The sequence below is a fragment of the Streptomyces sp. NPDC057280 genome (assembly GCF_042668605.1).
In the GTDB taxonomy this organism is placed as follows: Bacteria; Actinomycetota; Actinomycetes; order Streptomycetales; family Streptomycetaceae; genus Streptomyces.
In genome coordinates, this window is the sequence record NZ_JBHUYR010000005.1 from 1 (window position 1) to 16,598 (window position 16,598).

1 protein-coding gene is annotated in these 16,598 nt (G+C 72.4%); it reads left to right on the top strand.

Going from position 1 to position 16,598, the window contains the following annotated elements; genetic code table 11:
- Positions 1 to 32: 32 nt before the first annotated feature.
- On the top strand, positions 33 to 16,556 hold the full coding sequence (locus ACFUO4_RS27600; RefSeq protein ID WP_383490728.1) for an amino acid adenylation domain-containing protein: 16,524 nt from the start codon (positions 33 to 35) through the stop codon (positions 16,554 to 16,556).
- Positions 16,557 to 16,598 lie beyond the last annotated feature (42 nt).

A 16,598-nucleotide genomic window follows, 5' to 3' on the forward strand; every position in this document is an offset into this window, starting at 1 on the left:
TGGATGCGTTTTTGCAGCCGGTGCCGGTGGGGGTGCGTGGTGAGTTGTATGTGTCGGGGGTGGGGCTGGCGCGGGGGTATGCGGGGCGTGCTGGTCTGACGTCGGGGCGGTTTGTGGCGTGTCCGTTCGGTGTGGATGGTGGCCGGATGTATCGCACGGGTGATGTGGTGCGGTGGTTGGCGGATGGGCAGTTGGAGTTCTTGGGGCGTGCGGATGAGCAGGTCAAGATCCGTGGGTTCCGGGTGGAACTGGGCGAGGTCGAGGCCGTCCTCGCCGCCCACCCGCAGGTCGAGCAGGCCGTGGCCGTCGTACGGGATGCGCGGCTGATCGGGTACGTCGTCGGCGACACGGATGCCGCCGCTCTGCGCGCATTCGCTGCCGCGCGCGTGCCGGATTACCTGGTGCCTTCCGCGGTCGTCGTCCTGGACGCGTTCCCGCTGACGGTGAACGGCAAGGTCGACCGTGCTGCTCTGCCGGTGCCGGACCTGGGTGCCGGTGCGTCTCGCGGGCCCGCGACTCCGACGGAGGAGACGCTGTGCGGGCTGTTCGCCGAGGTGCTCGGCCTGGAGCGGGTCGGCGCCGAGGAGAGCTTCTTCGAGCTGGGTGGTGATTCGCTGCTGGTGATGCGCCTGATCGCCCGTATTCGCTCGGTGCTGGAGGCGTCGGTCGGAGTCCGGGAGGTCTTCGCGGACCCGACCGTGGCCGGTGTGGCGCGGTTGGTCGACACCGTCGGGGCGTCGGCGGGCGTGATGCTGGCCCGCCGGGAGCGTCCCGAGCGCGTACCCCTGTCCTTCGCCCAGCAGCGGATGTGGTTCCTCAACCGGATGGACGAGGTGGCGGCTTCCGCCTACAACCTTCCTTTCGCTCTACGGCTGACTGGCAGCCTCGACGTCGAGGTGCTGAAGTCGGCACTGGGTGATGTGGCGGATCGGCACGAGAGCCTGCGCACGGTCTTCCCGGACGCGGAGGGAGTGCCGTATCAGGAGATCCGTGAAGGCGCCGAGGGGCGCCCGAAGCTGGTCGTCGTCGAGGCCGGCGAGCGGTGGCGTGAGGCCATGCAGGCAGAGGCGGGGCGCGGGTTTGACCTGGCGGTCGAACTCCCGTGGCGGACAACCCTATTGAGGGTCTCGGAGGCGGAGTGGGTGCTGCTGCTGGTCGCCCATCACATCGCGACCGACGCCTGGTCGATGGGCGTCCTCGCGAACGACCTCCAAGCCGCCTATTGCGCACGGCTGTCGGATGCCGAACCCGGATGGGAGCCCCTCCCCGTCCAGTACGCCGACTACGCGCTCTGGCAGCGGGAGGTGCTCGGCGAGCTGGACGACCCGGAGAGCCCCGGGGCTGGTCAGATCGCCTACTGGCGGCGGGTGTTGGAGGGTGCGCCGCAGGAGACGGTGCTGCCCTTCGACCGGCCGCGTCCGGCGGCGCCCTCGTTCCGCGGCGGTCAGGTGCCGGTGCGGGTGGACGCGGAGACGCATGCCCGGTTGGTAGAGCTGGCCGCGCAGGGCGGCGCGACGATGTTCATGGTCGTGCACGCGGCGCTGTCGGTACTGCTCTCCCGTATGGGCGCGGGAGAGGACGTCTGCATCGGCACCCCCGTCGCGGGCCGCTCCGACGCACAACTGGAGGGGCTGGCCGGCCTCTTCATCAACACGCTCGTCCTGCGCTCCGACTTGGCGGGGAATCCGTCGTTCCGGGATCTGCTGGCGCGGGTGCGGGAGGCCGACCTGTCGGCGTACGCGCATCAGGACGTGCCCTTCGAGCGGCTCGTGGACGAGCTGAACCCGGAGCGCTCCGCGGCCCGCAACCCGTTGTTCCAGGTGATGCTGGCCCTCCAGAACGTGCCCGAGCCGCACTGGAACCTAGAGGGGCTGACGGTCGAGCAGGTTCCGCACGCAGAGGACCTGGCGGCCCGCTTCGATCTGTCCCTCTCGCTGAGCGAGCGTCGGTCGGAGGGCGGCACGGCCGAGGGTCTGAGGGGCGGCATCCTGTACGCGGCCGACCTGTTCGACGAGGCGACGGTGCGGGGGCTGGCCGGGCGGCTGGTGCGGGTGCTGGAGCAGGTCGCGGCTGATCCGGAGCTGCGGCTGAGCGACCTGGACCTGCTGGAGGAATTCGAGCGGGCTGCGGTCGTGGACGAGTGGAACGCCACCGCGAGCGAGGTGGACACCTCGACCGTGCTGGCGCGGTTCCGCGCCCGTGTGGCCGTGGCGCCGGAGGCCGTCGCGGTGTGGTCCGAGGGGCGGGGCCTGTCGTATGCCGAGTTGGATGCGCGGTCGGATGCGGTGGCGCGTGGGCTGGTGGCGCGGGGCGTGGGCGCGGAGTCCCGGGTGGGCCTGTGCCTGCCGCGCGGGGCCGAGATGATGGTGGCCATGCTGGGGGTGTGGAAGGCCGGTGGGGCGTACGTCCCGCTGGACCCCGAATACCCCACTGAGCGGCTTGAGTTCATGGTCGCGGACAGCGGTGCCGAGGTGGTGCTGGTCACGGAGGAGACAGCCGGGCGGGTGGCCTCGGGTGTGCTGCTGGATGAAGTGGGGAGTGAGGCCGGTGTGCTGCCCGAGGTGGGTGGCGATCAACTGGCCTATGTGATCTATACGTCGGGGTCGACGGGGCGTCCGAAGGGTGTGGCCGTCGCGCACGCCTCGGTGGCCAACCTGGCATCCGTGATGCGTCCGGTGCTCGGCGTCGAGCCTGGGGTCACGGCGTTGCAGTTCGCGTCGTTCAGCTTTGACGCGGCGGTGCTGGACGTGGCGGTCACGCTGGCTGCCGGGGGCACGTTGGCGATCGCTTCGGCGGAGGAGCGTCGGGATGCGGCGGCGTTGGCGGCCATGGTGGAGGCGGCCGGTGTCGATGTGGCGAGTGTGGTGCCGTCGCTGTTGGGGGTGCTGGAGCCGGAGATGGTCTCCGGGATCGGCAACTGGGTGCTGGGCGCTGAGCGTCTGGAGGCCGGTCTGGCCGCCAAGTGGCGGGAAAGCGCCCGGGTGTGGAACACCTACGGGCCCACCGAGGCGACCGTCATCACCACCGCCGTACTGCTGGGTGAGGGCATCACGGGTGAGGACGCCCCGCCCGCCATCGGGCGGCCCCTTGGGAACGTCCGCACCTACGTCCTGGACGCCTTCCTGCGCCCTGTCCCGGTGGGTGTGACGGGTGAGCTGTATGTCGCCGGGGACGGTCTGGCCCGCGGTTACGTCAACCGCCCGGACCTGACGGCGGAGCGCTTCATCGCCTGCCCGTTCGAAGCGGACGGTGGCCGGATGTACCGCACCGGGGACCTGGTCCGCTGGACGCCAGAGGGTCAGCTGGCCTTCGTCGGGCGGGCCGATGAACAGGTCAAGATCCGTGGCTTCCGGGTGGAACTCGGCGAGGTCGAAGCCGTCCTTGCCGCCCACCCACAGGTCGCCCAATCTGCCGCACAGATTTACGACGGCCGCCTGATCGGCTACGCCGTCGGCGCCACCGACACGGACGATCTCCGTGCCTTCGCCGCCACCCGGCTGCCGGACTACATGGTGCCGTCCGCCCTCATGCTGCTCGACGCTTTGCCGCTGACGGTCAACGGCAAGGTCGACCGTGCCGCGCTCCCGGTGCCGGATCTGGGCACCAGTGCTTCCCGTGGGCCAGTGACTCCGACCGAGGAGGCGCTGACTGCTCTCTTCGGCGAGGTACTGGATCTGGAGAGCGTCGGTGCGGAGGAGAGTTTCTTCGAGCTGGGCGGCGATTCGCTGAAGGTGATGCGGCTGATCGCCCGTGTCCGTTCGGTGCTGGAGGTGTCGGTCGGGGTCCGTGAGGTGTTCGCGGAGCCGACGGTCGCGGGCATCGCCCGGCTGGTCGACACCGCCGGCGGGTCGACCGGTGTGGTGCTGGCGCGTCGGGAGCGCCCGGACCGCATACCGCTGTCCTTCGCGCAGCAGCGGATGTGGTTCCTCAACCGGATGGACGAGACGGGTGCCTCCGCCTACAACATGCCCTTCGCCCTGCGCCTGACCGGCACCCTCGATGCCGAGGCCCTCCAGGCCGCGCTGTGGGACATCGCCGACCGGCACGAGACCCTGCGTACGGTCTTCCCGGACGTGGAAGGGGCGCCGTATCAGGAGATCCGCGAAGGCTCCGCAGGCCGCCCCCGGCTCCAGGTCATCGAAGCCGGCGAACAGTGGCGGGAAGCGATGCGGGGCGAGGCCGAGCGCGGCTTCGATCTGGCGGTCGATCTTCCGTGGCGGACCACCCTGTTGAAGGTCTCCGACACGGACTGGGTCCTGCTGCTGGTGGCTCACCACATCGCCTCCGACGCCTGGTCGATGGGCGTACTCGCCCGCGACTTGCAGACGGCCTACCAGTCGAGGCTGGTCGGTCGGACGCCGGGATGGGAGCCCTTCCCCGTCCAGTACGCGGACTACGCGCTGTGGCAGCGCGACGTGCTCGGCGAGCTGGACGACCCCGACAGCGCCGGGGCGGGGCAGATCGCCCACTGGCGACGGGCGTTGGAGGGGGCGCCGCAGGAGACGGTGCTGCCGTTCGACCGGCCGCGTCCGGCGATGCCGTCGTTCCGCAGTGGGTCGGTGCCGCTGGACGTCGACACGCAGACGCACGCCCGGCTTGCCGAACTGGCCGCGCAGGGCGGCGCGACGATGTTCATGGTCGTACACGCGGCGCTGGTGGTGCTGCTGGCCAGGATGGGGGCCGGAGAGGACATCTGCGTCGGGACTCCCGTCGCCGGGCGCTCGGACTCCCAACTGGAGGGCTTGGCCGGCTTCTTCGTCAACACCCTTGTCCTGCGCTCGGACATGGCGGGCGACCCGTCGTTCATCGAGGTGCTGCGGCGGGTGCGTGAGACGGACCTGTCGGCGTACGCCCACCAGGACGTGCCGTTCGAGCGGCTCGTCGACGAATTGAACCCGGCCCGTTCCGCCGCCCGTAATCCGCTGTTCCAGGTGATGCTGGCCCTCCAGAACGTGCCGGAGGCGCACTGGGAACTCGAAGGGTTGACCGTCGAGCAGATTCCGCCGGCGGAAGACCCCCCGGCCCGCTTCGACCTCTCCCTGACGCTGAGCGAGCGCCGCTCGGACAACGGCTCGGTCGATGGTCTGCGGGGCGCGATCCTCTACGCCGCCGATCTCTTCGACGAGCAGACGGTCGGCCGGCTCGCGGAGCGGCTCGTGCGAGTCCTGGCGCAGGTCGCGGCCGATCCGGAGCTGCGGCTGAGCGCCGTGGAGGTGCTGGAGGAGTCCGAGCGGGCTGCGGTTGTGGACGAGTGGAACGCCACCGCGAGCGAGGTGGACACGTCGACCGTGCTGGCGCGGTTCCGCGCCCGTGTGGCCAGGACACCCGAGGCGGTCGCGTTGTGGGCGGAGGGCCGGGGCCTGTCGTACGCCGAAGTCGACGCACGCTCTGATGTGTTGGCGCGTGGGCTGGTGGCGCGGGGTGTGGGGCGGGAGTCCCGGGTAGGGCTGTGCCTGCCGCGTGGCGCGGAGATGGTGGTGGCGATTCTGGCGGTGTGGAAGGCCGGCGGGGCGTACGTCCCACTGGACCCCGAATACCCGTCCGAGCGGCTGGTGTTCATGGCGGCCGACAGTGACGCCGAGTTGGTGCTGGTGACGGCCGACACCGCGGACCGCCTGTCGGCGGAGGTCGACACCGTCCTGCTGGATGAGCTGGCGAGTGATGCCGGTGCCCTGCCGGAAGTCGGCGCCGATCAACTGGCCTATGTGATCTATACGTCGGGGTCGACGGGGCGTCCGAAGGGCGTGGCCGTCGCGCACGCCTCCGTCGCCAACCTGGCATCCGTGATGCGCCCGGTGCTCGGGGTCGAGCCTGGGGTTACGGCGTTGCAGTTCGCGTCGTTCAGCTTCGATGCGGCGGTGCTGGATGTGGCGGTCACGCTGGCTGCGGGCGGCACGTTGGCGATCGCCTCGGCCGACGAACGGCTGGACGCGGCGGCTCTGGCCCGCATGATCGAGGCGGCGGGAGTGAGCACGGCGAGTGTGGTGCCCTCTCTCCTCGGCGCGCTGGAGCCGGAGATGGTCTCCGGGATCGGCAACTGGGTGCTGGGCGCCGAGCGTCTGGAGGCCGGGCTGGCCGCCAAGTGGCGTGAGCATGCGCGGGTTTGGAACACCTACGGGCCCACCGAGGCGACCGTCATCACCACCGCCGTACCGCTGGAAGACGGCATCACGGGTGAGGACGCCCCGCCCGCCATCGGACGGCCCCTGGGCAACGTCCGCACCTACGTCCTGGACGCCTTCCTGCGCCCTGTCCCCGTGGGTGTGACGGGCGAGCTGTACATCGCCGGGGACGGTCTGGCCCGCGGTTACGTCAACCGCCCCGATCTCACCGCCGAGCGGTTCGTTGCCTGCCCGTTCGACGCGGACGGTGGCCGGATGTACCGCACCGGGGACCTGGCGCGCTGGACGCCAGACGGTCAGCTGGCCTTCGTCGGGCGGGCCGATGAACAGGTCAAGATCCGTGGCTTCCGGGTGGAACTCGGCGAGGTCGAAGCCGTCCTCGCCGCCCAGCCACAGGTCGAGCGAGCCGTGGCACAGATACGCGACGGCCGTCTGATCGGCTACGTCGTCGGGGACGCGGACGCCGAGGACGTCCGAGCCGGTGCGGCCATCCGGCTGCCGGAGTACATGGTCCCGTCGACGGTCGTCGTCCTCGACACCTTCCCGCTGACCGCCAACGGCAAGATCGACCGTGCCGCCCTCCCCGCCCCCGACCTCGGCGCGAGCGGCGGTCGCGCACCTGCGACCCCGACCGAGGAGGCGCTGGCCGCTCTCTTCGGCGAGGTACTGGATCTGGAGAGCGTCGGCGTGGAGGAGAGTTTCTTCGAGCTGGGCGGTGATTCGCTGAAGGTGATGCGGCTGATCGCCCGTGTCCGTTCGGTGCTGGAGGTGTCGGTCGGGGTCCGTGAGGTGTTCGCGGAGCCGACGGTCGCGGGGATCGCGCGGCTGGTCGACACCGCCGCCGCGTCGGCCGGTGTCGTGCTGGCGCGTCGGGAACGGCCGGACCGCATACCGCTGTCCTTCGCGCAGCAGCGGATGTGGTTCCTCAACCGGATGGATGACACCGGGGCCTCCGCTTACAACATGCCCTTCGCCCTGCGCCTGACCGGCACCCTCGATGCCGAGGCCCTCCAGGCCGCGCTGTGGGACATCGCCGACCGGCACGAGAGCCTGCGCACGGTCTTCCCGGACATCGAGGGAGTGCCGTACCAGGAGATCCGCGAGGGCTCCGCAGGCCGCCCCCGGCTCCAGGTCATCGAAGCCGGCGAACAGTGGCGCGCGCTCATGCAGGAGGAGGCCGGGCGTGGCTTCGACGTCCGGGCTGATCTTCCGTGGCGGACCACTCTGCTGAAGGTTTCTGACACGGACTGGGTCCTGCTGTTGGTCGCGCATCACATCGCGTCCGACGCCTGGTCGATGGGCGTACTCGCCCGCGACCTCCAGGGTGCTTATCGCGCCCGTCTTCTCGGGGCGGCCCCGGCGTGGGAGCCGCTCCCCGTGCAGTACGCGGATTACGCGCTGTGGCAGCGGGAGGTGCTGGGCGACGTGGACGACGAGGGGGCCGGGGCGGGGTCCGCGCAGATCGACTACTGGCGTGGGGTGTTGGAGGGTGCGCCGCAGGAGACGGTGCTGCCGTTCGACCGGCCGCGTCCGGCGGCGCCGTCGATCCGCAGTGGGTCGGTGCCGGTCGAGGTCGATGCGGAGACGCATGCCCGGCTGACGGAGCTGGCCGCGCGGGGCGGGGCGACGATGTTCATGGTCGTGCACGCGGCGCTGGTGGTGCTGCTGGCGCGGATGGGTGCCGGGGAGGACGTCTGCATCGGCACCCCCGTCGCGGGCCGGTCCGATGTGCAACTGGAGGATCTCGCCGGGTTCTTCGTCAACACGCTCGTCCTCCGCTCCGATGCCTCCGGCGACCCCACCTTCGGTGACCTGCTGGCGCGTATCAGGGAGGCCGATCTCTCGGCGTACGCGAACCAGGACGTGCCCTTCGAGCGGCTCGTCGACGAACTGGGCGTGGCGCGGTCCGCGGCCCGTAATCCGCTGTTCCAGGTGATGCTGGCCCTCCAGAACGTGCCGAAGGCACAGTGGGATCTCCAGGGGCTGGCGGTCGAGGAGATACCGCCCGCGTCCGATCCGGCCGCGCGCTTCGATCTGTCGGTGGCGCTGAACGAGTTCCACACCGCCGAGGGCGAGCCGGAGGGCATGCGGGGCGGCATCCTGTTCGCGGCCGATCTGTTCGACGAGGAGACCGTGCGCCGGCTGGCCGAGCGGCTCGCCCGGGTGCTGGAGCAGGTCGCGGCCGATCCGGAGCTGCGGCTGAGTGCCGTGGAGGTGCTGGACGAGGCCGAGCGCGCCACGGTCGTGGCGGAGTGGAACGCCACGGCCCGTGATGCGGACGACGTCAGCACGGTCGTCGAACGGTTCCGTGAGTGGGCCGCGCTGACGCCGACGGCGGTGGCGCTGCGCACCCTCGACCGGTCGCTGACCTACGCGGACGTGGAAGCGCGGTCGGATGCGTTGGCGCGTGGGCTGGTGGCGCGGGGGGTGGGGCGCGAGTCCCGGGTGGGGCTGTGCCTGCCGCGCGGTGCCGAGATGGTCGTGGCGGTCCTGGCGGTGTGGAAGGCCGGTGGGGCGTACGTCCCGCTGGACCCCGAATACCCCTCCGACCGGCTGGAGTTCATGGCCGCCGACAGTGACGCCCAGCTGGTGCTGGTGACGGCCGAGACCGCTGACCGTCTGTCCGCGGAGGTCGACACCGTCCTGCTCGACGAGCTGGCAGGCAGTGTGGGTGAGCTGCCGGAGATCGGTGCCGACCAACTGGCCTACGTCATCTACACGTCGGGGTCGACGGGCCGCCCGAAGGGTGTCGCCGTCGCGCACGCCCCGGTGGCGAACCTGGCCACCGCCATGCGCCCGGTGCTGGGCGTCGAGCCGGGGGTGACGGCGTTGCAGTTCGCGTCGTTCAGCTTCGACGCGTCGGTCCTGGACGTCGCGGTGACGCTGGCCGCAGGGGGCACGTTGGCGATCGCGTCGGCCGAGGAGCGGCTGGACACCGCCGCCCTGGCCGCCCTGGTGGAGACCTGCGGGGTCGAGGTCGCGAGCGTCGTCCCGTCGCTGCTCGGGGTGCTGGAGCCGGCGGCGGTCGCCGGGATCGGCAACTGGGTGCTGGGCGCCGAGCGTCTGGAGGCCGGTCTGGCCGCCAAGTGGCGGGCGCGGTCCCGGGTGTGGAACACCTACGGCCCGACCGAGGCCACCGTCATCACCACGGCGACGCTGCTCCCGAAGGGCCTCACCGCCCAGGACGCCCCGCCGCCCATCGGACGCCCCCTGGAGAACGTCCGGACCCATGTCCTGGACGCCTATCTGCGGCCGGTTCCGGTAGGGGTCGCCGGCGAGCTGTACATCGCCGGCGACGGACTGGCCCGCGGTTACATCGGACGCCCCGACCTGACGGCGGAGCGGTTCGTGGCCTGCCCGTTCGACGCGGACGGCGGCCGGATGTACCGCACCGGCGATCTGGCGCGCTGGATGGGCGACGGGCGACTGGAGTTCGTGGGCCGTGCCGACGAGCAGGTGAAGATCCGTGGCTTCCGGGTCGAACTCGGCGAGGTCGAGGCCGCGTTGGCCGCCCATCCGGAGGTGAAGACGGCCATTGCGGTGGTACGCGACGAACGGCTGATCGGGTACGTGCTGCCCGTGCCCGGGCGGGAGCCGCGGACGGACGCGGTACGGGAGTTCGCCGCCGGCCGGCTGCCCGACTACATGGTGCCGTCCGCCCTCGTGCTGCTCGACGCCCTGCCGCTGACCGTCAACGGCAAGATCGACCGCGCCGCGCTGCCCGAGCCGGAACGTGCGGCGGACGGCGGCCGTGGGCCTGAGACCCCGACCGAGGAGGCGCTGGCCCACCTGTTCGCCGAGGTGCTGGAGCTGGAGCGGGTCGGCGCCGAGGAGAGCTTCTTCGAGCTCGGCGGTGACTCGCTGAAGGTGATGCGGCTGATCGCCCGTGTCCGTTCGGTGCTGGAGGTGTCGGTCGGGGTCCGCGAGGTGTTCGCGGAGCCGACCGTGGCCGGTGTCGCACGGCTGGTCGACACCGCCGGAGCGTCGGCGGGCGTGATGCTGGCCCGCCGGGAACGCCCCGAGCGCATACCCCTGTCCTTCGCCCAGCAGCGGATGTGGTTCCTCAACCGCATCGAGGGCGCCGAGACCGACGGGGCCGGGGCGTCCGCCTACAACCTCCCCTTCGCGCTGCGCCTGACCGGCACCGTCGACACCGCGGCCCTGCAAGCGGCGCTGTGGGACATCGCCGACCGGCACGAGAGCCTGCGCACGGTCTTCCCGGACGTGGAAGGGGTGCCGTACCAGGAGATCCGCGAGGGCGCCGAGGGGCGCCCGGAGCTGGTCGTCGTCGAGGCCGGCGAGCGGTGGCACGAGCTCATGCAGGAGGAGATCGCGCGCGGCTTCGACGTCCGGGCCGACCTGCCGTGGCGGGCCTCCCTCCTGAGGATCTCGGAGACGGAGTGGGGCCTGCTGCTGGTGGCCCACCACATCGCCTCCGACGGCTGGTCGATGGGCGTGCTGGCGAACGACCTCCAAGCCGCCTATCGCGCACGGCTCTCGGGGGCCGAACCCGGATGGGAACCGCTCCCCGTCCAGTACGCCGACTACGCGCTGTGGCAGCGCGAGGTGCTCGGCGACTTGGACGACCCGGAGAGCGCCGGTGCGGGGCAGATCGCCCACTGGCGTGGGGTGTTGGAGGGTGCGCCGCAGGAGACGGTGCTGCCGTTCGACCGGCCGCGTCCGGCGATGCCGTCGTTCCGCAGCGGTCAGGTGCCGGTGCGGGTGGACGCGGAGACGCACGCTCGGCTGACGGAGCTGGCCGCGCGCGGCGGGGCCACGATGTTCATGGTCGTGCACGCGGCGCTGGTGGTGCTGCTGGCCCGGATGGGTGCCGGGGAGGACATCTGCATCGGCACCCCGGTCGCCGGCCGCTCGGATCTGCAACTGGAGGGGCTGGCCGGGTTCTTCGTCAACACGCTCGTCCTCCGCTCCGATGCCTCCGGCGACCCCACCTTCGGTGACCTGCTGGCGCGCATCAGGGAGACCGACCTCTCGGCGTACGCCTCTCAGGACGTGCCGTTCGACAAGCTCGTCGACGAGCTGAACCCGACCCGGTCGGCGTCCCGCAGCCCGCTGTTCCAAGTGATGCTGGCGCTCCAGAACGTGCCCGAGGCGCAGTGGGACCTCGAAGGACTGGCGGTCGAGCAGATCCCGCCCGCTGAGGACCCCGCGGCCCGCTTCGACCTCTCCTTCTCACTGGGGGAGCGGTGGTCCGAGCAGGGAGTCCCGGCCGGCATGGGCGGCGGCATCCTGTACGCGGCCGACCTGTTCGACGAGGCGACGGTCCGCGCCCTGGCCGGGCGGCTGGAGCGGGTGCTGGCGCAGGTCGCGGCCGATCCGGAGCTGCGGCTGAGCGACCTTGATCTGCTGGACGCCTCGGAGCGGTCGGCGGTCGTCGAGGAGTGGAACGCCACCGCGAGCGAGGTGGACACCTCGACCGTGCTGGAGCGGTTCCGCGCCCGTGTGGCCATGGCGCCGGAGACGGTGGCGTTGTGGTCCGAGGGGCGGGGCCTGTCGTATGCCGAGGTGGACAGTCGCTCGGATGCGGTGGCGCGTGGGCTGGTGGCGCGGGGCGTGGGCGCAGAGTCCCGGGTGGGGCTGTGTCTGCCACGTGGGGCCGAGATGGTGGTGGCCATGCTGGGGGTGTGGAAGGCCGGTGGGGCGTACGTCCCGCTGGACCCCGAATACCCCTCTGAGCGGCTGGTGTTCATGGCCGCCGACAGTGACGCCGAGTTGGTGTTGGTGACGGCGGAGACCGCGGACCGCCTGTCGGCGGAGGTCGACACCGTCCTGCTGGATGAGCTGGCGAGTGATGCCGGTGCGCTGCCGGAAGTCGGCGCCGATCAACTGGCCTATGTCATCTATACGTCGGGGTCGACCGGGCGTCCGAAGGGCGTGGCCGTCGCGCACGCCTCCGTGGCCAACCTGGCATCCGTGATGCGCCCGGTGCTCGGAGTCGAACCTGGCGTCACAGCCTTGCAGTTCGCGTCGTTCAGCTTCGACGCGGCGGTGCTGGACGTGGCGGTCACGCTCGCCGCGGGCGGCACGTTGGCGATCGCCTCGTCTGACGAACGGCTGGATGCGGCGGCTCTTGCGCGCATGATCGAGGCGGCGGGAGTGAGCACGGCGAGTGTGGTGCCCTCCCTCCTCGGCGCGCTGGAGCCGGAGATGGTCTCCGGGATCGGCAACTGGGTGCTGGGCGCCGAGCGTCTGGAGGCCGGTCTGGCCGCCAAGTGGCGGGAAAGCGCCCGGGTGTGGAACACCTACGGGCCCACCGAGGCGACCGTCATCACCACCGCCGTACTGCTGGATGAGGGCATTACGGGTGAGGACGCCCCGCCCGCCATCGGACGGCCACTGGGCAATGTCCGCACCTATGTCCTCGACGCCTTCCTGCGCCCAGTGCCGGTGGGTGTGACGGGCGAGCTGTACATCGCCGGGGACGGCCTGGCCCGCGGTTACGTCAACCGCCCCGATCTGACCGCGGAGCGGTTCGTGGCCTGCCCGTTCGACGCTGACGGTGGCCGGATGTACCGCACCGGTGACCTGGTCCGCTGGACGTCAGACGGTCAGCTGGCCTTCGTGGGCCGTGCCGATGAACAGGTCAAGATCCGTGGCTTCCGGGTCGAGCTCGGCGAGGTCGAAGCCGTCCTCGCCGCCCAGCCACAGGTAGAGCGGGCCGTGGCACAGATACGCGACGGCCGTCTGATCGGCTACGTCGTCGGGGACGCGGACGCCGAGGACGTCCGGGCAGGTGCGGCCATCCGGCTGCCGGAGTACATGGTCCCGTCTACGGTCGTCGTTCTCGACACCTTCCCGCTGACCGCCAACGGCAAGATTGACCGGTCCGCGCTGCCCGTCCCCGATCCGGAGAGCGACGGCTCGGGTCTCCTTCCCCGGAACGGCACCGAGGCGCTGCTGTGCACCCTGTTCGCCGGGGTGCTGGGCGTCGACCGGGTGGCCGCCGACGGCAACTTCTTCGATCTGGGCGGCAATTCGGCGCTGGCGATGCATCTTGCGGGCCGGGTCCGGTCGGAGACCGGGGCGGAGCTGAACCTGAAGCAGTTCTTCGGCGATCCGACCCCGATCGGCGCGGCACGCATCCTGGGCACCAAGTCGCGTCCCTCGCTGCTGCCGGTCGACCATGAGGGGGGCGAGGCACCGGCGACGGCCGGGCAGCGGTTCCTCTGGCGGCGGGCCGCGGCCGATCCGGGTACGCGGGCCCTTCAGTCGTCCGTCGCCCTGCGGCTGCGCGGGGAGCTCGACCGGGACGCGCTGCGGGCGGCGCTGGCGGATGTGGCCGCACGGCACGACATCCTGCGGACGGTCTTCGCCGAGACCCCGGACGGGGAGCTGGTCCAGCGGATCCTGGGCGCCGACGATCCCGCGGCCCGCCCGGAGCTCCCGGTCGTCACGGCGGCCGAGCGGGAACTGCCGGCCGTACTGGCCGATGGTGCCGCCCGCCGGTTCGACCTCGCGAGCGAAACGCCGTGGGCCGCCACGCTGTTCGAGCTCTCCGACACCGACCACGTGCTGCTTCTCGTACTGCATCGGATCGGTGGCGACGACGCGTCCCGTGACGCTCTCGTGCGCGATGTGTCCGTGGCGTACGGCGCGCGCTGGGAGGGCCGTGCCCCGGAGCGGGCGCCTCTGCCGCTCCAGTTCGCCGACTACGCGGTCTGGGAGAGCCGGCTGCTCGCGGACGCGGACACGGAGGTGGCGACCACGGCGGAGACGGCCGAGAGCGTGGCCGGTGAGCAGCTCGCGTACTGGAAGGAGGTGCTGGCGGACGCGCCGTCCGCGATCACGCTACCCGTGGACCGGCCGCGGTCCGGGCGGCCCGCCCGGCGGACCGGCGCGGTGCCGCTGCGGGTGCCGGCGCCGGTGCACGTCCGGCTGATGGAGACGGCCCAGGCGCTCGGCGTGACCTCGGTCGCCGTGGTGCACGCCGGGCTCGCGATGCTGCTCGCCCGGATGGGCGCCGGCACCGATCTGGTGGTCGGCGCGGTGGCGCCGCGGCCCACGGGCGAGGGTGAACTCGAGGCGGTCATGGGCCCGTTCGCCGGGTTGCTGCCGCTGCGCACGGACGTCTCGGGGGACCCGACGTTCCGGGAGATGCTCGGCCGGGTCCGGGAGACCACCGAGGAGGCGGAGCGGTCCCGGGACGTGCCGTTCGCGCGGATCGCCGAGGCCCTGGGGGTCGCGGACGCCGCACCGGGTGACCCGCATCCGCTGGTCCAGGTGGTTCTGGACGTCCGGGACGACACCGCGGCGAAGTGGGACGTCCCGGCGGTGCCGGGGCTGGACGCCTCGCTCGTCGGCCTCGGCACCCCGGCGTCCGGGTTCGATCTGACGGTACGGCTGACCGACCGGCACCGTGACGACGGCGGGCCCGACGGCCTCGACGGCAGCCTGGACTACGCCGAGGAGCTGTTCGACCGGGCCACCGCCGTCGCACTCGTACGGCGCCTGCTCCGGCTCCTCGGACAGGTGGCGGCCGAGCCGGAACTGCGGCTGAGCCAGCTCGACATCCTGCTCGGCGAGTCGGAGCGGCGGCAGCTGACCGAGGACTGGAACCGTGGCGCGGCCCGGGTCCCGGACGGCACCGTGCTCCCGGCGCTCGCCGAGGCCGCGGCCCGCGAGCCGGGCGCGCCGGCCGTCCGGGACCGGTACGGCTCCCTCAGCCGCCGGGCCCTGGACCGGGCCGCCGCGTGGCTCGCCGCCGGGCTGGACCGGCGCGGGGTGGGCGGGGGCGACACCGTGGTGGTGGCGGTACGGCCCGGCACCGACTGGGCGGTCGCCGTGCTCGGCGTGCTCCGGTCCGGCGCCGCGTGCGTGATCGCCGACCCCGGCGCCGCCGGGGGGCCGTTGGCGGCGGCTGCCGGACTGGGGTGCGTGGCGCCGGCCGCGCTCGTCGTGTCGTCGGGTGGCGGCCTGGGGGAGGTCGCCGGGTCGGAGGCGGTGCCCGTGCTGCGGGTGGCGGACGCGATCCGGGCCGCGGGCAGGAGGCTGCGCCGTCCCGCCGTACTCCCGGACCCGCGGCCGTCCCAGCCGGCCGTCCTGCTGCCCGCGGAGGCACCGGACGGCACGCCGGTGGGCGAGCTGGTGGACCACCGGTCCCTGCTCGGCCGGGTGATCGACCGTCAGGCGGCCTCCCCGTCGTCCGAGTCGACCGCCGCGACGCTCCACCTGGACGCGCACGCGCCGGTCACCGAACTGCTGGTGGGGCTGCTGGCCGCGTTGAGCGGGGGGCGTACCGCGGTGGTGGCGACCGCCGGGCCGGGCGAGAGCCCTGTGGGGGCCATCGCATCGGGTACGGGTTCCATCCCGGTCCCCGCGCTCACCCTGCCCCGTACCGCCCGCGCCTACGTGCTCGACGAGTGGCTTCGGCCGGTCCCGGTCGGTGTGGCCGGTGACCTGTACGTCGCCGGGCCGTCGCTGGCCCGCGCCTATGCCGGGGCCCCGGCCCGCACCGCGGGCAGTCTGGTCGCCGACCCCTTCGGGCCCGGCGGTGACCTGATGCTGCGCACCGGGCGGCGTGCCGCGTGGACCTCGGACGGGCTGGTGCAGCCGCGCGCCGCGCTGGACGGTGTGGCCGGGCTGACGGCGCCGCGGCGGGCCGGGCGGCGGCGGGACGACCTCGACGCGCTGCTCGCGCTGCAGCGCGGCGGGTCCCGGACGCCGTTGTTCTGCCTGCACCACAGCACAGGGCTGGCCTGGTCCTACGCCGCGCTGCTGCGCCACCTGCCGCAGGATCTGCCGGTCTACGGCCTCCAGACGCCCGGGTTCACCGACCGCAGGGCGATGCCGGGCAGCGTGCCGGAGCTGGTGGCCGACTACGTCGAGCGGATCCGCTCGGTGCAGCCCGAGGGGCCGTACCAGCTGCTCGGCTGGTCCTTCGGCGCGGTGCTGGCCCAGGCCGTCGCCGCGGAGCTGGAGGCGCAGGGGGCTGAGGTCGCGCTGCTGGCGCTGCTGGACGGCTACCCCGGCGGACACCACCGCAGGGACGAGGACGGCCCGCGCCAGGACGGCGACCGCGGTGACGCGGCCGGCGTGGACGGGACGCTCGTCCGGATCGACGGGGCCGCGGACCAGGAGGGGCGGGCCCTGCTCGACGGGCCCGGGGCGATGAGCCCGCCGGCCGACTCGTTCACGGTCAACGTGGAGGAGACGAAGGAGCACATGATCCGGCTGGCGCAGGGGCACACTCCCCGGCGTTTCGGCGGTGGCGCGCTGCTGTTCCTGGCCACCGAGGGCGATCTGGCCCAGGTGTCGCTCGCGGCGGCGCGCTCCACCTGGGAGCGGTACATCGCCGAGCCCATCGAGGGGATCGAGATCGCCGCCGACCACGTCGGGATGCTGCGGGGCACGCACGCCGAGACCATCGGCCGGGAGGTCGCCCGGCGCCTCGTGACCCCGGAAACGACGTCGTGACCCCGGAATCCATGTCGTGATCCCGGAATCACGTCGTGACCC